General features: G+C 60.5%; 16 protein-coding genes. 10 read left to right on the top strand and 6 right to left on the bottom strand.

The window, feature by feature from the left end; all coding sequences use genetic code 11:
* On the top strand, nucleotides 1–789 hold a 789-nt coding region (locus ABJN75_RS18645), incomplete at its 5' end, for a calcium/sodium antiporter (protein ID WP_348441094.1).
* Between the two features lie 138 nt (nucleotides 790–927).
* Complete coding sequence (locus ABJN75_RS18640; protein WP_348441093.1) at nucleotides 928–1,971, top strand: aldo/keto reductase; 1,044 nt, start codon at nucleotides 928–930, stop codon at nucleotides 1,969–1,971.
* Between the two features lie 68 nt (nucleotides 1,972–2,039).
* On the opposite strand, the gene ABJN75_RS18635 is transcribed toward ABJN75_RS18640, so the two are convergent.
* From ABJN75_RS18635 to ABJN75_RS18625, 3 genes are all read right to left on the bottom strand, one after another.
* Nucleotides 2,040–2,639, bottom strand: a complete 600-nt coding sequence (locus tag ABJN75_RS18635) for a hypothetical protein (protein WP_348441092.1) — start codon at nucleotides 2,637–2,639, stop codon at nucleotides 2,040–2,042.
* Nucleotides 2,640–2,949: 310 nt separating this feature from the next.
* Nucleotides 2,950–3,561: a hypothetical protein gene (locus tag ABJN75_RS18630; protein WP_348441091.1), complete on the bottom strand. Its 612-nt coding sequence runs from the start codon at nucleotides 3,559–3,561 to the stop codon at nucleotides 2,950–2,952.
* 211 nt (nucleotides 3,562–3,772) lie between these two features.
* Complete coding sequence (locus ABJN75_RS18625; RefSeq protein ID WP_348441090.1) at nucleotides 3,773–4,225, bottom strand: hypothetical protein; 453 nt, start codon at nucleotides 4,223–4,225, stop codon at nucleotides 3,773–3,775.
* A gap of 135 nt (nucleotides 4,226–4,360) precedes the next feature.
* On the opposite strand from ABJN75_RS18625, the gene ABJN75_RS18620 reads away from it, so the two are divergent.
* Nucleotides 4,361–5,452 (top strand): alpha/beta hydrolase fold domain-containing protein, encoded by a 1,092-nt coding sequence (locus ABJN75_RS18620; protein WP_348441089.1) that lies wholly within the window; start codon nucleotides 4,361–4,363, stop codon nucleotides 5,450–5,452.
* On the opposite strand, the gene ABJN75_RS18615 is transcribed toward ABJN75_RS18620, so the two are convergent.
* Nucleotides 5,449–6,144, bottom strand: coding sequence for an EAL domain-containing protein (locus ABJN75_RS18615; protein ID WP_348441088.1), 696 nt, complete (start codon nucleotides 6,142–6,144; stop codon nucleotides 5,449–5,451). The two genes, ABJN75_RS18620 and ABJN75_RS18615, sit on opposite strands and share 4 nt — an antisense overlap.
* Nucleotides 6,145–6,652: 508 nt before the next feature.
* Between ABJN75_RS18615 and rpsF the strand changes: the two genes are divergently transcribed.
* The 6 genes from rpsF to ABJN75_RS18585 all read left to right on the top strand — a co-directional run bounded on the left by rpsF (nucleotide 6,653) and on the right by ABJN75_RS18585 (nucleotide 11,684).
* The gene (rpsF, locus tag ABJN75_RS18610; protein ID WP_348441087.1) at nucleotides 6,653–7,069 is read left to right on the top strand and encodes a 30S ribosomal protein S6; all 417 of its coding nucleotides are present in this window, start codon (nucleotides 6,653–6,655) and stop codon (nucleotides 7,067–7,069) included.
* 11 nt (nucleotides 7,070–7,080) lie between these two features.
* Nucleotides 7,081–7,329: a 30S ribosomal protein S18 gene (gene rpsR, locus ABJN75_RS18605; RefSeq protein ID WP_007196805.1), complete on the top strand. Its 249-nt coding sequence runs from the start codon at nucleotides 7,081–7,083 to the stop codon at nucleotides 7,327–7,329.
* A 135-nt stretch (nucleotides 7,330–7,464) separates the two neighbouring features.
* A complete protein-coding gene (locus ABJN75_RS18600; RefSeq protein ID WP_348441086.1) occupies nucleotides 7,465–8,424 on the top strand; it encodes a DUF2232 domain-containing protein in 960 nt (319 codons plus the stop codon).
* Nucleotides 8,425–8,450: 26 nt separating this feature from the next.
* Nucleotides 8,451–9,071, top strand: coding sequence for a 50S ribosomal protein L9 (rplI, locus tag ABJN75_RS18595; protein WP_348441085.1), 621 nt, complete (start codon nucleotides 8,451–8,453; stop codon nucleotides 9,069–9,071).
* Nucleotides 9,072–9,293: 222 nt separating this feature from the next.
* Nucleotides 9,294–10,202 carry a uracil-DNA glycosylase gene (locus ABJN75_RS18590; RefSeq protein WP_348441084.1) on the top strand — a complete coding sequence of 303 codons (909 nt, stop codon included), beginning with the start codon at nucleotides 9,294–9,296 and terminating at the stop codon, nucleotides 10,200–10,202.
* A gap of 192 nt (nucleotides 10,203–10,394) precedes the next feature.
* Nucleotides 10,395–11,684 carry an MFS transporter gene (locus tag ABJN75_RS18585; protein WP_348441083.1) on the top strand — a complete coding sequence of 430 codons (1,290 nt, stop codon included), beginning with the start codon at nucleotides 10,395–10,397 and terminating at the stop codon, nucleotides 11,682–11,684.
* 104 nt (nucleotides 11,685–11,788) lie between these two features.
* Here the strand turns inward: ABJN75_RS18585 and ABJN75_RS18580 are convergent, their stop codons facing one another.
* Nucleotides 11,789–12,700, bottom strand: a complete 912-nt coding sequence (locus tag ABJN75_RS18580; RefSeq protein WP_348441095.1) for a DMT family transporter — start codon at nucleotides 12,698–12,700, stop codon at nucleotides 11,789–11,791.
* A 272-nt stretch (nucleotides 12,701–12,972) separates the two neighbouring features.
* Nucleotides 12,973–15,270: a xanthine dehydrogenase family protein molybdopterin-binding subunit gene (locus ABJN75_RS18575; protein ID WP_348441082.1), complete on the bottom strand. Its 2,298-nt coding sequence runs from the start codon at nucleotides 15,268–15,270 to the stop codon at nucleotides 12,973–12,975.
* Between the two features lie 265 nt (nucleotides 15,271–15,535).
* On the opposite strand from ABJN75_RS18575, the gene ABJN75_RS18570 reads away from it, so the two are divergent.
* A partial coding sequence (locus ABJN75_RS18570; RefSeq protein ID WP_348441081.1) for a M1 family aminopeptidase occupies nucleotides 15,536–16,646 on the top strand: 1,111 nt, incomplete at its 3' end.

Below are 16,646 nucleotides of genomic sequence, written 5' to 3'. Positions count from 1 at the left end.
TTCGGCACGTCGATGCCGGAATTGCTGGTGTCGCTCAGCGCGGCGCTGGACGAGGCGCCGGCCATCGCCATCGGCAATGTGGTCGGATCGAACACCGCCAATATCCTGCTCATTCTCGGCCTCGCATCGGTGATCTCGCCGATCGCCGCGCGCATCGCCAATCTCAAGCGGGATCTGGCGATGATGATGATCGCGGCGGGTGTCATGCTTGGCCTGGGAGCCTGGGGCGTGATCAAAGCCTGGCTCGGTCTGGCCATGTTTGGCGGGCTCGCCGCCTATCTCGGCTGGGTCACCCACAGCGATCGCCGGCGCTTGACCACCGAGGAAGCCGATCTGGCGGTCAGGACCGAGGGCTGGAAGGAAGTACTGTTCATCGTGGGCGGTCTCGGCGCGCTGTTTATCGGCGCCGGCATGCTGATTGACGCGGCGACCGCCATCGCGCGGGAATTCGGCATATCCGAGGCGGTCATCGGGCTCACCATCGTGGCCGTCGGCACCAGCCTGCCCGAACTCGCAACCTCCGTTGTCGCGGCCTTTCGCCGTCATGCCGAAGTGGCGCTTGGCAATGTCGTCGGCTCCAACATCTTCAATGTTCTGGGCATTCTGGGCATCACCGGAATGGTCACGCCTGTTCCTGTCGATGCCGCGATGGCGCGATTCGACATTCCGTTCATGGCTCTGGTTTCACTGGCGCTGATCGGCCTGATCCTGCTTGCCGGACGAATCAGCCGTTTGACCGGATTTGTGATGCTCGGTGTCTATGCGGGCTACATGATCTGGCTGTTTTAGACCAGCCGCGCCGGTGCACGCCGCCTCCGGATTGTTTGCAGGACGAATGGCTTGCACCGGGCGGCGCGGTGGGTATTGTGCGCCCAACTTCGACAGGTGCCCGCAAGCTAAAGGGCCGGAATAAACAGGATGGCCCGCATGAAATTGAATCCGCTCGGACGCACCGGCATGACCGTAAGCGAGATTTGCCTCGGGACCATGACATGGGGTGAACAAAACTCCGAGGCAGAAGCGCATGCCCAGATGGATTACGCGCTGACCCAGGGTGTCAATTTCTTCGATGCCGCGGAAATGTATCCGACCCAGCCGACACGGGCCGAAACCCAGGGACGGACCGAAGAATTCATCGGAAGCTGGTTTCGCAGTTCCGGCAAACGCGACCAGGTGATTCTGGCAACCAAGATGGGGGGCGACGGGGTCAGCTGGATTCGCGACGGTCAGGGCTTTACCCGTGCTTCGGTGATGGAAGCTGTCGACGGCAGCCTCGCGCGCCTCGGCGTCGACCATATCGACCTCTATCAGCTGCATTGGCCAAACCGCGGCTCCTATCATTTTCGCAAGCACTGGGCATTTGATGCAAGCAAACAGGACAAGGACGCCGCGGTTGCCGACATCCGCGAGACGCTGGAAGGTCTGGGAGATGCGGTCAAGGCCGGCAAGATCCGCGCCATCGGCCTGTCCAACGAAAGCGCCTGGGGCACCATGCAATTTGTCAGGCTCGCCGAGCAGCACAACCTGCCCCGCGTCGCCTCGATCCAGAATGAATACAGTCTGATCTGCCGCATGTTCGACACCGACCTGGCAGAGGTGGCACATCACGAGGATGTGGGGTTGTTGGCGTTTTCACCGCTGGCGACAGGCATCCTGACCGGCAAGTACCAGGGTGATGTCACGCCGGAAGGCTCACGCCGTTCCCGCGTGCCCACTCTGGGCGGACGTTGGGGACCGGGAACGGAAGCCGCGACCGCGGCCTATCTCGACGTCGCCAGCAAGCACGGCCTCGACCCCTCGCAGATGGCCATCGGCTTCTGCCTGACGCGACCTTTCATGACCGCGACGATCATCGGGGCGACGACCATGGAGCAGCTCAAGACCGCAATCGGGGCGAAGGACGTGAAACTGTCTGATGCCGTACTCGACGACATCGCCACCGCGCGGCGGGCGCATCCGATGCCGATCTGAGACAGGCTCGGAGGGCGCCTGCCTCGATGCAGACTGCTCTGTCATCGGCAGGCGCCCATCCGAACTGCTTACTTGCGCAGAGTATGGCTGCGCTTCATGCTGATGAGCAACCTGATGAAGGTTAGCTCCGAATGGAGCTCGTCTCTCAATTTAAGATGATCCTGGACACCCTTTTTGCTCCCGACTTTTGGCGCCTTCGAATCTGTGGCCGCCTTTTCGGCAAGGCTTGCCTTTATCAGATCCGTCTCGTCTTTCAGGATGCGGGTTTCCAGCGCCTTGTGTCGCTTTTTCGCGGCTCTCAAAAGCCCACGAATGATCGCCTCTCTTTCGACGTCGGTCCGCGCATTCTCAATTCGTTCAATCAACCTCCTCGTCCGATCGGGGGTGAAGCGCAAAGCCTTGAGCAGGCGGAACCTGTTGTAGCGCCCCATCTCTCCCTCTACCCTGACGTTACGTTCCGCAGCGAGCGTCTGCAGCGCGTTGTCGTTCAAACGTTGAAGCGTGTAGGTGGAAACCGTACGGATACCCGGGGCTTCGCCGCGCCCGCTTTCTCCTTTGGTCGCCAATGCTTCAATTGGCATACCCGCCACGCCCGCGACCAGCGCAAGCATCGCCAGGTGTCCGGTCAGGGGCTTGATCAGTTTCCTTGTCGTTTGTGCAATAGTCATCTGTTCATCCTTCCGGTTCAATCTGACCATCCGGACATGCTGGCATTGATCACCAAAGCTCACCGACCTGTCCGGTCCCGACCATGATCTGCGGGCCGCGATCCGCTGTAATCATCAGATGTGATGACACCGGGCCGGGGCCTGTGGGCTGCGGCCCCACGCATACCGTGAAGTCCTTGCTGATTGCGGTTGGGTCACCATCTCAGCCTTCTCGCCAACGCCACATAATCGAGCTAAAGCGCCGCAAGCTTCTGTGAGACGCCAACGAAACTGCTTTTTCTGCAAGATCTGTCCAACGACCGGAATCCGATTAATACCTGTACCCCAAATTGTTACTGAGATGGTATTCAATGGCTTGGAGCAAACTCAGGAAATCCCTTTCCACTCTTACATCACGGTGCAATGGATCATCGTCCTCCAGCCCATTTGTGACGCCGCTTCCAGATGGGAACGTATTTGCCGAAGAGGTGAAGAAAGTATCCGCCAATGCCAAATTCTCCCGTTGCTTCTTCACACGCGCAACAAGGTCTTTGTTTTTTCTTTCGACGGGTCCCAATTGTCGGCGAATGATCGCTATTCTTTCTTCATCGCTTTGGGCGCGTTCCATTCTATCGATCAATCTTTTCGTCCGGACGGGGTTTGAGCGGATGGCTGCAATCAGCACTCTGCTGCCGAAGTGTCCCATCACGCCTTTCACCTTCAAATGCCGATCGGTACGAAGCCGTGAAAGGGTACTGTCATTCAAGCGCAGAAGCTCGTCGATGGAAACATAACGGGACTGCGGGGCTTCGCCGCGCCCGGTGTCTCCTTTGGTCGCCGATGCCTCGACCGGCACACCCATCACGCCCGCCACCAGTGCAAACGTTGCAAGGTGCTTGGTCAGTGGCTTGATCAGTTTCCTTGTCGCTAGTTCAATCCTCATCCGCTTTCTCCTTCCGGTTCAAACTGGCCATCCGAACATGTTGGGATTCAAGCGGCTTCCCGCCGGCCCTGTCCGGTCCAGATCATGATCCGCGAGCCCCGGCCTGCTGTAATCATCAGATGTGATGACATCGGAGCACTGCTGCAAGTTACCGCTGGGAAGGTCGGGATTGGGGCCGCGGGACGACAGGAGCGGCAATCAGAAAAAGGGATCAGCTATCGCTTCGCGTCTTCTTGATGAGGTCAAGCTGGCCGGTGCTGCCGGTCTTCTCGAGCAGTCGGCGCATATGGGTTCGCGCGGTGTTGACCGAAACGCCCTGCTTTTGAGCATGGTCGACAACCGTCTCGCCGTTGACAAGACTTGTCAGCAAGCGCTCTTCCGCCGGCGTTATTCCGTGGGCCTTAATGAAAGCCTTGATATCCGTCTGCTTCGCACTGTCTGCCAAACGCAAGCGATTGGCAACGTCGACAACGGCTCTGTCGGGAAGACGGGCCAGGATCTCCCGCACCCGGGCTAGCTGGGCAGGATCGCGATCAAGGTCGAAAAGGCCGCTGTCGACGATTTGTCGCGGCAGTTCGGTGCGTGTCTGTGCAGCCAGATCGCGATCGACTGGTGGCCTGTCGTCCGGAGTGTCCGAGCTTGCATGAGATCGCTTTCTCTTCATCCTGATCCCCGGACCATCAGCGGCACTCAAGGTTGGCGGTGTAAAATCGTGCGCCAGGCGAACCGCTGATCGTTGCACAATGGTGGCGACAGAGGTTATCCTGCCGGTCAAAACCGAGACGGCAGGATGGCACAGATGATGACAGCCACCAAATCCGGGTTTCTGCAGACCTATTCGGACCAAAGGCTTGCCGTTCTGGAAGCCGCTGATCTGGCACGCCGCTATTCGGCCAAAGCCGGGTGGGCCCGGGACCAGATCGACCGCCTGCTGGCGCGGCTGGAAAACCGGATCATCGAACGAACCCTGATCTCCCGACTGAAAACCGCAATGAACAAGACCGGCAACCTTGCCGCCGCCGAAGACCATGTCGCCTTTATGCGCGGCGCCTATGCAAGCGGTGCGATGGAGACCTTGCCCAGTTTCATGCCTAGCGGATTGGTCCGTGGCGCGCGTCCGCCGCACACCGAGCTGCAAGATGAAACGGGGCCGCAGGATGGGACACAGCAAAGATACGCGATGAAGAACCGCCCGGACATTCTCTATGTCGCGGGCGGTGGCTTCATCATGCCGCCCGCGCGCAAGCAGAAGAGCATGGTCCAGCGGCTCGCCGAAGCGATCAATTGCGAGATCATGATGGTGCCGCACCGTCTCGCCCCCGAGCATCCCTTTCCCGCCGCTCCCGCCGATTTCGTCGCGCATTATCTGAACTTTGTCGAGCAAGGACATCGTCCTGAGAATATTTTCCTTGCCGCCGACACGGCCGGCGCATCAATCGTGCTCGGTGCTCTTCAGATTCTGCAAATGGACGGCGCCGAATTGCCGGCCGGCATCGTGCTGTTTTCCCCCTGGTGCGATCTGAGTTTGAGCGGCTGGTCCTATATTACCCGCAGCATTTCCTCGCAAAGCCCGTTCCGCATGGAAACGGCCGCGTTCTGCGCACGACTGTATCTCCAGGACGAGCCGGTCACCTCGCCGCTTGCCTCACCGGTCTTTGCCAATCAGGAAGGTTGGCCGCCAATCCTGATTCATACCAGTGAAAACGATATTCATTTCGATGACGCCATACGCATGGCCGAAAATGGCCGAAAGCATGGGTGTGACGTGCGGCTCAATTACTGGAATTCGCCGCGCCATCACCTGGAGAGACTGTCATCGGAGGCTGCCGCGCAGTCATTTGGCCAAGTCAACATGTTCATCAATCGTTGCTGGCGGCCTGGCCATGCCTAAAGCCAGCGAAGTCTTGGAGGCGGCCCATCGCCTGTCGCGCCTTCGCCCGGTTCAAGCTTCGCAATGGATTTGAGCACGGCCAGGAGAATCTGATCAACAGGTTGCGGGCGGCCGAACAGGTAGCCCTGCGCGATGTGGCAGCCGCTCCTGCGCAGGATCTCGTGCTGGTCGGCGGTCTCGACTCCTTCAGCCACGACCTTCATGCCAAGTTCCGTCGCCAGATCGATGACGGACTCGACGATGCACAGCGAACGCGGATCGTCACCAAGATTGTCAACGAAGGTCTTGTCGATTTTCAGCTCGTCCCAATCGAATTGGCTGAGATAGGACAGGGCCGAATATCCTGTTCCGAAATCATCGAGCGCAATTGAAATGCCGAGATCCTGGAGGCCCTTCAGGATGCGGGCGGCCAGATCAGGCTCGGACATCATCACTGATTCAGTCACCTCCAGCGTCAGTCTGTGCGCAGGAAAACCAGTGCTTGCGAGTATGTCAGTCACCATGGCGATGACATCGTCGCGCAACATCTGGCCAACCGAGAGATTGACCGAAACCCTGATGTTGTCGGGAAACGCCATCGCATCGACGCATGCGGTGGTCAGAATGCAACGTCCCAGTTCGACAATCTGCGACGAGGTTTCGGCGATCGGAATAAATTTATTCGGCCCGATCCAGCCCAGTTCCGGAAACAAGCCTCTCACCTGACGATGAAATCGGAGTTAAGTGGTTTAAAAAAATCTTACTTATGCATATTTTGGAGCAACCGGACGGCAACAGCGGCTGTGAACGCCGGGAGGCGATGCCGCACCGCCCCGTGCGGCAACCCTGATCGGGCCCTGATCATCACACTCCTTGCTTACGGCCTCGAAGAGGGCGAAAACCGGATCGACGACGGCATTCGGTACAATTGCGAAGCAAACGACGCGCCCCGGCCCTGACACACTGGAGCTTTGGCCTTGCAATCCGGTTTAAAGCGCGTATAAGCGCGGCTGTTCGAACACCCGGTCATCTGGCTGGTGGCTGAACGGAGGGTGCGATCCTTCAGGATCCCAGGGGCAAAAGCGCTCCGGCCTCCCGTGTCTCCGCTCACGACCGTCTCGATACCACGTCTTTCTTGCCCGGCGAATACGCCGCCAGGACAAGTCGCTGGGGCTTAGCGCCGGATCCGGGTGATGTTAAAGCAAGAAAGGCAAGTCAATCATGGCTCTTTATGAACATGTATTCCTTGCCCGGCAGGATGTCTCCAGCCAGCAGGTCGAAGCCCTCGTAGACCAGTACAAGGGTGTGATCGAAGCTAATGGCGGCAAAGTCGGGCGTATAGAGCATTGGGGCCTCAAGTCCCTCACATACCGCATCAACAAGAACCGCAAGGCGCATTACGCGCTGATGGACATCGACGCACCGTCGGACGCCGTCAAGGAAATGGAGCGCCAGATGCGCTTCAACGAAGACATTCTTCGTTTCATGACCGTTTCCGTCGACGCCCATGAAGAAGGCCCGTCGGCCATGCTTCAGAAGCGTGACCGTGACGACCGTCCGCGCGGCGACCGTGATGATCGTCCGCGTGGCGATCGCGGTGACCGTGGCCCGCGCCGTCCGCGCGAAGACCGCGAATAGGAGAACAGACAATGGTCGACATCAACCAGATCCCGACACGCCGTCCGTTCCATCGCCGTCGCAAGACCTGCCCGTTTTCGGGAGCGAATGCGCCGAAGATCGATTACAAGGACGTGCGTCTGCTGCAGCGCTACATTTCCGAGCGCGGCAAGATCGTTCCTTCCCGCATCACGGCGGTGAGCCAGAAGAAGCAGCGCGAACTCGCCAAGGCGATCAAGCGCGCACGTTTCCTCGGCCTGCTGCCTTACGTGCTGAAGTAGGTTTCTGATACCATGCAGACCGGCGAGCGATCGCCGGTCTGTTTCCCATCCCGCGACGGGCGCGAGGTCTGGGCCACCAAAATCCCGGGTTGGGGCGAAGATTGCCTCTAACTGCTCGCAAGCAGGACAGCGAAAATGACACAGCAAAGCACATCGCTCCTTGTGGGCCTGCTCGCCGGCGTTTCCGCCGCGCTTTTGCTTGTCAGCGCCGGTTCCCCTTCCAGCCTGTCCTTTATCCTGTTCGCCGCCGCCGCACTTCCAGTCCTGATTGCTGGACTGGGCTGGTCCAACCTCGCCTCGATCGTCGCGGTTGGCTGCGCCATGCTGATCATCGGTTTCGCCACCACACCGCAGGCAGCGCTGGTATCGGCGGTCACCACGCTGACGCCGGCTGCCTGGATCGCGCATCTGTCCAATCTGGGCCGCCCGGCCGAGGAGATCGGCGGACCTCAAGGCGGCGTCGCCTGGTATCCGCTGTCGGACATTTTCATCAACATCGCGGGCTGCGTCTGCGTCGGTCTGGTGGCTGTCGGGCTCGCCATGGGCTATGGTCCGGACTTTGTCGAGCAACTGGTCGACGTGTTTGTCGACACGCTCAAGCACAACAACGCCGACTACGAGCTTTCTGCGGGAAGCCTGGCGGAGATGAAGCAGTTTTTTCTGTATGCCCTGCCCACCATCCAGGCCGCGATGTGGGTGCTGATCCTGCTTGCCGGCTGGTATGTCGCCTCGGCCATCGTGCGCATGTCGGGCCGGTCGAAACGGCCCAAGGATGACCTGCCCTCACAGCTCCGGATGCCGCGACTGGGCGTGTTCGCGCTGGCGGCCGGCGTGGCGATGAGTTTCGTCCAGGGAGGCGTCGGCCTGATCGGCTGGACCCTGATCGGTGCTTTCGGCATCGGCTTCATCGCCTCCGGCTTTGCCATCGCACATCACCGGACCCGCGGCAAACCGGCGCGCGGCCTGCTGCTGTGGACCGCCTATCTGGCGACGGTGATCTTTACTGTGCCACTGGCCTTCTTTCTTTTCCTCGGGCTTTTCGACACGGCCCGCACTCTCACTGTGACCGGCTCCGGTCCCAATCCAAAACCCTGATACCCCCCCTCGAAAGGAACATCACAATGGACGTCATTCTTCTTGAACGCATCGCAAGGCTCGGCCAGATGGGCGAAACCGTAAAGGTTCGCGACGGCTACGCCCGTAACTTCCTGCTGCCGCAGGGCAAGGCGCTGCGCGCCAACGCCGCCAACAAGACCCGCTTCGAGGCCGAGCGCGCGGTCCTGGAAGCCCGCAACCTGGAGCGCAAGTCGGAAGCCGAGCAGATCGCCGACAAGCTCAACGGCAAGACCTTCGTGGTTGTCCGTTCGGCCGGCGAAACCGGTCAGCTTTACGGTTCGGTCGCAGCCCGCGACGTGATCCAGGTGCTGGCCGACAACGGCTTCACCATCGGCCGCAGCCAGGTTGACATGAACAACCCGGTCAAGACCATCGGTCTGCACACCGTGCCGCTGGCGCTTCATGCTGACGTCAGCGTTCAGGTGACCTTCAACGTCGCCCGCTCCGCCGATGAAGCGGAACGCCAGTCCAAGGGCGAAGACCTGTCCTCGGCCGACGCCATTTACGGCGTTGACGAAGAAGCCGCTGCCGAAGCAGCAGAAGCTGCCGCCCACGATCCCGACTACAATGACGACGAAGAAGGTGAAGGCGGCGAAGGCTCCAGCGAAGCCGAATACAACGCCTGATCTTCGGGACGGCGCATCGCGGTGCCTACCTGTTTGTGATCGATCAACGCCCGGATTCCGTGTCCGGGCGTTTTCATTTCGGGAAAGCTTGCCAATCCGCCTTTGCATCACTGCAGCGCCACAGGTTCACGTGAGTATGCGGCACTATGGTGCATGCAGGTTATCGCTCAAATCAGTTCATTTGAGCGCGACATGCATCGGGCTTTGCGGTAAAACCGCATCATGGCCGTTTCCGCATCCGACATGAGCCCGCAGGCGCTTGCGGCGCTGTTGAGTTTTTACGCCGACAGCGGCATCGGCGAGTTGTGCGAAGACGCGGCCATCGACCGGTTTGAACAATCGGCGGCATTGGCGCAGGCCCGGGCGCAATCCCAACAGCAACGGCCAACCGGCGCGCCTTCGTCAAGCAACGGCGAGACGACCCAACGCCCGTTATCATCCGCACCCGCGGAGCGCCCGAGAGCCACGGCGCAACCCGTGACGCCGGCGCCGCAGGCCTCGCAATTGACGATTCCGGGAGAGGCCGCGTTTGAGGACGCCCGTGCGCTGGCGGCAAGTGCCGGTTCGATCCCGGAGTTGCGCGCAGCGCTTGATGGTTTCACCGGCTGCAACCTGCGTCACAGTGCCAAAACCCTGGTCTTCGCCGACGGCAATCCGGAGGCCGATGTCATGTTTATCGGCGAAGCGCCGGGCCGCGAGGAGGATATCCAGGGCGCACCATTTGTCGGGCGCGCCGGGCAATTGCTGGACCGGATGCTGGCGGCAATCGGACTGACCCGCGAAACCGCCTACATCACCAACATGATCCCCTGGCGCCCCCCAGGCAACCGCACTCCGGCGCCACATGAAATCGAGCTTTGCCGCCCGTTTATCGAACGTCATGTCGCTCTCGCCGCGCCAAAGATCGTGGTGATGCTGGGAAATGTCGCGAGCAAATCGCTGCTTGGAACCGACAAGGGCATTCTCTCCCTGCGAGGTACCTGGATGGAGTACGAGGCGGGTGGAAACCGCATCCCTGCCCTGCCGACCCTGCATCCGGCCTACCTGTTGAGAAACCCTGCGCAAAAGCGGCTTGTCTGGGCTGATCTGCTCTCCCTGCAGGAACGGATTGAACAACTCAGATCCGGTTAGCGGGCCGGTTGGCCGGGTTGCTGCCGAAACGGCGGAGAGGCGAAAATATTTTGCCCGCGTCGCAATCTGGCCTTCCCGTCGCAGACCGGCATGACATGCTTTTTTACAGAATCATTGATGTGATCGGGACTGCAGCATCCGGATACCGCCGGAGAGTGCGCAGGCGCCGCTTTGTTGCCAGGGAAAGCCGCCATGATCCAGTCCGTTCGATCAGTGGCGTCCTTGCTCATATCGACATTTTTCCTGCTGACCGCGATGGGGCTTTCCGGATACCTGATTCCAGTTCGGGCCGTGGCCGAAGGCTGGTCGACATTCACCATATCGCTGATCGCGACGGGATATGCCATCGCCTTTACCGCAAGCTGCGTTATCACGCCCCGGATGGTGCTTCGGGTTGGTCATGTGCGCGTGTTCGGCGCACTGACCACGATCATGGCGATGTCATTCCTGTTGCACAGCCTGATCGTGCATCCGGTCATCTGGGTGCTGACGCGCGCGCTGGCCGGGTTCTCCATCGCTGGCGGCTACATGATCATCGAAAGCTGGCTTAACGAAAAGGTCAGCAACGAAAACCGCGGCGCGTTGTTTTCAGTCTACATGGTTGTCAGCATGTCGGCGGTCATGGTGGGGCAATATATCGTTCCCTTTGGCGATCCGCTGGGGCCGACCCTGTTCATGATCTGCGCCTTGATCTGTTCGCTGGCGGTGATGCCGACGGCCCTGTCGAGCGCACAATCGCCGCAGCCGCTGACCCAGGTGAAGTTCGACGTTCCCGGCCTCTACCGGCGCTCGCCTGCTGCGGTTGTCGGAACCTTGCTGGCAGGCCTGATCGCCAGCGCCTGGGGCGGACTGGGGCCGGTCTACGCCACAAAGCTGGGCCTATCGACCGCCGAAGGGGCGACAATGCTTGCCATCGCCATGGTGGGAGGTGCGATCTTCCAGTATCCGCTGGGACGGGCATCCGACCGGATGGATCGCCGCAAGGTGATGATATTCGCCGGGTTCATCGGAATCATTGCCTGCTCGATCACGGTAACGTTCGGTGTCGACAACCGGTTCATCTTCTTCGCCGGCATGCTGTTTCTGGGCACCGTCCTGTTTCCGATCTATTCGCTCAATGTCGCCCATGCCAACGACCACGCCGAGCCCGACGAATTCGTTGAAGTGTCGAGCGGGTTGATGATCACCTATGGTGTGGCCACCATGGTCGGCCCCTTGGTCACCGGTGCTGCCATGGATTGGTTCGGACCGCACGCGCTGTTCGCCGTGATTGCAATCTGCTTTGCCGCCTATTCGGGACACGCAGCCTGGCGGATCAGCCGCCGCGAGCAACCGTCCGAAGACATGCGTTCGGACTTCCTGCCGATGGCGGCGATGCCTGACCAGACCCCGCAATCCGCCGAACTCGACCCGCGCTCCGACCCTGGCTATGGAGATGAGGCTGAAGAGGAGACCGGGAATGAGACTCCGGGTACGGGGTAGCGCGTTCGTCGTTGCGGCACGGACTTCCGGTCAAAGCTTTTTTGGTCCGCGAACAGGGACGATGCAATATTGCTCGCACCGCCGTCGCTGCGCTGCGGCAGGTTTCAGCCCTGAGGTGTCACCAGCTTGCGCTGGGCCCTGCGTTCGAGGCCGAGGGCATGTTCGCGCAGGATGACGAACAGCCCGGCGCCAATGACGATCGTTGTCCCTATCAGCATCGACCATGTCGGCACATCGCCGAAGATGAAGTAGCCGAGCAGGATCCCGAGCACGATCGAGGTATATTCAAACGGCGCAACCGTCGACACATCAGCGTGACGGTAGCTTTGGGTGAGCAATATCTGGCCAAGGCCGCCACAAAACCCTGCGAGCGCCATCAGCATGAGCGTCTGCCAGTCAGGCATGATCCAGCCGAACGGCAGCGAGACCAGCGACAGCACCGTCGCGGTCAGCGAGAAATAGAGCACGATTGTCGGCGTTCTCTCCGTCAGCACCAGCTTGCGCACCAGGATCATCGCTGTGGCGCCGAGCGCAGCGGAGGCCAGCACGGCCAGCGCGCCTTGCGCTTCATTGGAGCCAAAGCCGTCACCAAACAGGGTGAGCCGCGGCCAGCTGATAATCAGCACGCCGCCCAGGCCAACCGCCACCGCCGACCAGCGGAAAATGCGTACCGTTTCACCGAGAAACAGCGCCGCGAACACCACGGCCAGCAAGGGCATGGCGTAGCCGATAGCGATCGCATCGGGCAAGGGCAGCCGCATGATGCCGTAAAAACTGAGTGCCATGGCGGTCACACCGACCAGTCCCCGCCGGACGTGCGACAATGGGTTGTTTGTCCGCCAGGCGGTGCCAAGCTGGCCGCGCAACGCCAGAAAGATCAGGATCGGGAAAATCGCGAAGGCGGAGCGGAAAAACACGATCTGGCCCGCCGGCATTCCCACGCCCGCAGCCTTGATCAGGGTCGACATCGTCACGAACACCGCGACCGAGACCACTTTCAACATGATGCCCACCATCGGCGAACCGGCTTGCGCGGCATCGGCCGGTTGCGAGTTTTCCGGCGGGGTGGCTGTTGTCTCGGGATTTGACAATTCGATACTTTCGTAATCCGTTTCGCGGCTAACAGGGCCGCGGATCCGGTTAGAGCGTTCACCGGTTATATCAACCATTGCGCCAGACGATACCCGCTTCACGGAGCCTCGTCCGATCAATATACCTGATGGATAGCCCGCGTCACGCTGATGCGAGACGATCCGCCCGTGCGGTTGACGGTTGACCCCGACTGACCTCAGCCGTTGAGAGCTTCCCAGACGCGCTGAGGTGTTGCCGGCATCTCGATGTGACGCACGCCACGGGCGCGGTCGAGCGCATCGACAAGCGCATTCATCACCGCCGGGCAGGCACCGATCGTGCCCGCCTCACCCGCGCCCTTGATGCCCATGGCGTTGGTGGTCGAGGGAACGTTGCGGGTTTCGAAATCGAAGAACGGCATGTCATCGGCGCGCGGCACGGCGTAATCCATGAAGCTCGCGGTCAGCAACTGGCCATCTTCGGAATAGACGACGCCTTCGCTTAGGCATTGGCCGATGCCCTGCACCACACCGCCATGCACCTGACCGAGCAGCAGCACGGGGTTCACGGTCATGCCGAAATCATCAACAATCGTGTAGCGCACGATTTCAACCGTGCCGGTGTCAGGATCGATCTCGATCTCGCAGATGTGGGTGCCGTTGGGATAGGTGGCCTCGTCCTGCACCACATCAGCGTCGGCGGTGCGGTCGTCGTCCGACTTCGCTGCCCGGGCGATGTCGGCGTAACTGATCACCCTGTCGGTGCCGACAATGCGCGCCGCGCCATCGACCAGTTCGATATCGGCGGCGGACGCCTCGAGCTCATCGGCGGCGAGCTTCTTCATTTTCTCGGCCAGCACGCCGGAGGCAGCGGAAACCGAAACCCCGCCCAACGGGATCGAGCGGGAACCGCCAGTGCCGCCGCCCTTCGCCAGTTCGTTGGTGTCGCCCTGGCGCACGGTGATCTTTTCGAAACCGATGCCGATCTTGTCGGCCACGAACTGGCTGTAGGCGGTGGCGTGACCCTGCCCGTTGGTTTGCGTCCCGATATAGAGCGTGATGCCGCCATCGGCGTCGAGTGTCAGCCTGGCGGGCTCCGATCCGGCGAAGGCGCAGGCCTCGATATAGACCGAGGTTCCCAACCCGCGCAGCTTGCCGCGGCTTGCGGCTTCCTCGACGCGGTCCGGAAATCCTGCCGCATCGGCGTTTTCCAGGGCACGGGTCATGTGACCGTCGAATTCGCCCACGTCATAGGTGCGGTCGCCCGGCGTATGGTAGGGAAACCGATCGGGATGGATGAAGTTGCGGCGCCTCAGTTCGGCAACGGGAATCCCGATCTCGCGGGCCGCCGCGTCGATCAGGCGTTCGATCAGGAAGGCCGCTTCCGGCCTGCCGGCGCCGCGATAGGCGTCCACCGGCGTGGTATGGGTGTAGACACCGCGCAATTTGAAATCGAGGTTCTCAATGTCATAGACACCCGTCGCCATGGATGCGCCAAAGGTCGGGACATAGGGGCCGAACTGGCTGAGGTAGCCGCCCATATTGGCCAGAATGTCGATTTTCAACCCGCTTATGCGGCCATCCTCGTCCATCGCCAGAGATGCCGTGACCTGGTGGTCGCGTCCATGAGCATCAGCCAGGAAATGCTCGGTGCGGTCAGACACCCATTTGACCGGACGGCCAAGCTGGCGGGCGGCTTCCAGCGACAGCGGATATTCCCGGTAGTTGAAGGATTTTGTGCCGAATCCGCCGCCGACATCGCGGGTGATGACCCGGAAATTTTCGAGATCCATGCCGAACACGTCCTTGGCAAGCGTCCTGCGAATGCCATGAACGCCTTGCGACCCAAGTGTCAGTGTGAATTTTCCTTCCGACGCATCCCACTCGGCCAGGCAGGCGCGGGTTTCCATGTAGTTGGAAACCAGACGGTTGTTGACGAAAGTGATGGTGGTGACGTGATCGGCTTGGGAAAACGCCGCATCGGTAGTTCCGGCATCGCCAACGCGATAGAGAAACGCCTGGTTTGTGCCCAGATCGGGCCAGACCAGCGAACTGCCTTCGTCCAGCGCGGTTGCCAGATTGGTATGGGCTTCACAGAATTCCCAATCGATATCGATCAGTTCTGAGGCGTCCTGGGCCTGCGCCAGGGTATCGGCGACAATGAAGGCCACCGCGTCGCCGACATGGCGGACTTCACCGTCGCACAGCAGCGGCGTGTGCTTGAGCGCATGGCGGGTGCCGTCGGGTTGCTTGAGCGGTGTCTGGCAGACCACCGGACCGAGATGGGCGACATCGCCGGCTGTCAGCACCAGATGCACACCGTCGCTGGCGCGGGCGGCATCGAGATCGTTGATGACAAAACGCGCAGCCGCATGCGGCGAACGCAGCACGAAACCGCGCACTTCTCCCTCGGCCCTGATGTCATCGGTGAACGCACCCTCGCCACGGACCAGCTTTGGGTCTTCCTTGCGCAACGCGGATGCGCCCACGCCGAATTTAGGTGTCGCGATGTTCATGGCAGTTCCCGGTGGTGGATTGGCTTGGAGCCGCGTTCGCGTCTCTCTGTCCCTATTTAAGTCCTAAGACGGAAATGTCGAGAGGGCAGTCTGGAAAGCCATTTTTCGTATTCAATACCGGTGAACCGCCGTTTGGCGACGTAAATTCATGGTCCGGATGTGATAGTTTGGGCTTTTTTGGCAAGATTTGCCGTCTTAACCCCGTGTCAGGATCCGTTGTGATAGCGTCCTGTCCCATAATGGGAATTTGCGGGACACCAAACATATGCGGACTGAAACGGGACAGGTCTTCAAGCTCAAGGATTACAAGCCGACGGACTTCGAGGTCGAGCGCATCGATCTGACTTTCGAGCTTGACCCAAAGGAGACCAAAGTCGTCTCCCGGGTCATCATGCACCGCCGCGACGGCGTGGCAGCGGATGCAGCCCTTGTGCTGGACGGCGATGAGCTGACACTCGATAGCGTGCAACTGGACGGCACCGATATCGACCCGTCGCTCTTCGAAGTGACTCCGGATAGCCTGGAGATCCGCGGTCTGCCCGAAAGCGGACCGTTCGAGGTGACCGTCAACACCACCATTTCGCCCGATAGCAACACCAAGCTGATGGGGCTTTACCGTACCAACAAGGTGTACTGCACCCAGTGCGAGGCGGAAGGCTTCCGTCGCATCACCTATTTCTACGACCGCCCCGATGTTCTGGCTGTCTACACGGTGACCATCATCGCGGCCAAGGACGATGCCAAGTATCTGCTGTCGAACGGCAATTTCCTCGGTGGCGGTAATTATGACGAAGGCCGGCATTTTGCCGCCTGGTTCGACCCGCACCCCAAGCCTTCCTATCTGTTCGCGCTGGTCGGCGGAGACCTCGGCCTGATCGAGGACACCTTCACCACCATGAGCGGCCGCGAGGTGGTGCTGAAAATCTATGTCGAGCACGGCAAGGAAGGCCGCGCCGGTTACGCCATGGACGCGCTCAAGCGCTCGATGAAGTGGGATGAGGAGGTCTATGGCCGCGAATACGATCTCGACATTTTCCAGATCGTCGCCGTGTCGGATTTCAACATGGGCGCCATGGAGAACAAGGGGCTTAATGTCTTCAACGACAAATATGTGCTTGCCGACCCGGAAACCGCGACGGATGCGGATTACGCCAATATCGAAGCCATCATCGCCCATGAGTATTTCCACAACTGGACCGGCAACCGCATCACCTGCCGCGACTGGTTCCAGCTGTGCCTCAAGGAAGGGCTGACAGTCTATCGCGATCATGCCTTCTCCGCCGACCAGCGGTCCGCCGCGGTCAAGCGCATAGCCGAAATCCGACTTCTCAAGGCGCATCAGTTTCCCGAGGACGCCGGCCCGCTTGCACATCCGG

The organism is Hoeflea sp. (genome assembly GCF_039975035.1).
Lineage (GTDB): Bacteria > Pseudomonadota > Alphaproteobacteria > Rhizobiales > Rhizobiaceae > Hoeflea.
Note: the sequence above shows the minus strand (reverse complement) of the source record. Positions and strands in the feature narration are given on the sequence as shown.

What these genes read in the sequence shown, in the direction of transcription:
- ABJN75_RS18640 (WP_348441093.1), top strand. Translation starts at nt 928, where the DNA reads ATGAAATTGAATCCGCTCGGACGCACCGGCATGACCGTAAGCGAGATT.
- ABJN75_RS18635 (WP_348441092.1), bottom strand. Translation starts at nt 2,639, where the DNA reads ATGACTATTGCACAAACGACAAGGAAACTGATCAAGCCCCTGACCGGA.
- ABJN75_RS18630 (WP_348441091.1), bottom strand. Translation starts at nt 3,561, where the DNA reads ATGAGGATTGAACTAGCGACAAGGAAACTGATCAAGCCACTGACCAAG.
- ABJN75_RS18625 (WP_348441090.1), bottom strand. Translation starts at nt 4,225, where the DNA reads ATGAAGAGAAAGCGATCTCATGCAAGCTCGGACACTCCGGACGACAGG.
- ABJN75_RS18620 (WP_348441089.1), top strand. Translation starts at nt 4,361, where the DNA reads ATGATGACAGCCACCAAATCCGGGTTTCTGCAGACCTATTCGGACCAA.
- rpsF (WP_348441087.1), top strand. Translation starts at nt 6,653, where the DNA reads ATGGCTCTTTATGAACATGTATTCCTTGCCCGGCAGGATGTCTCCAGC.
- rpsR (WP_007196805.1), top strand. Translation starts at nt 7,081, where the DNA reads ATGGTCGACATCAACCAGATCCCGACACGCCGTCCGTTCCATCGCCGT.
- ABJN75_RS18600 (WP_348441086.1), top strand. Translation starts at nt 7,465, where the DNA reads ATGACACAGCAAAGCACATCGCTCCTTGTGGGCCTGCTCGCCGGCGTT.
- rplI (WP_348441085.1), top strand. Translation starts at nt 8,451, where the DNA reads ATGGACGTCATTCTTCTTGAACGCATCGCAAGGCTCGGCCAGATGGGC.
- ABJN75_RS18590 (WP_348441084.1), top strand. Translation starts at nt 9,294, where the DNA reads ATGGCCGTTTCCGCATCCGACATGAGCCCGCAGGCGCTTGCGGCGCTG.
- ABJN75_RS18585 (WP_348441083.1), top strand. Translation starts at nt 10,395, where the DNA reads ATGATCCAGTCCGTTCGATCAGTGGCGTCCTTGCTCATATCGACATTT.
- ABJN75_RS18580 (WP_348441095.1), bottom strand. Translation starts at nt 12,700, where the DNA reads ATGGTGGGCATCATGTTGAAAGTGGTCTCGGTCGCGGTGTTCGTGACG.
- ABJN75_RS18575 (WP_348441082.1), bottom strand. Translation starts at nt 15,270, where the DNA reads ATGAACATCGCGACACCTAAATTCGGCGTGGGCGCATCCGCGTTGCGC.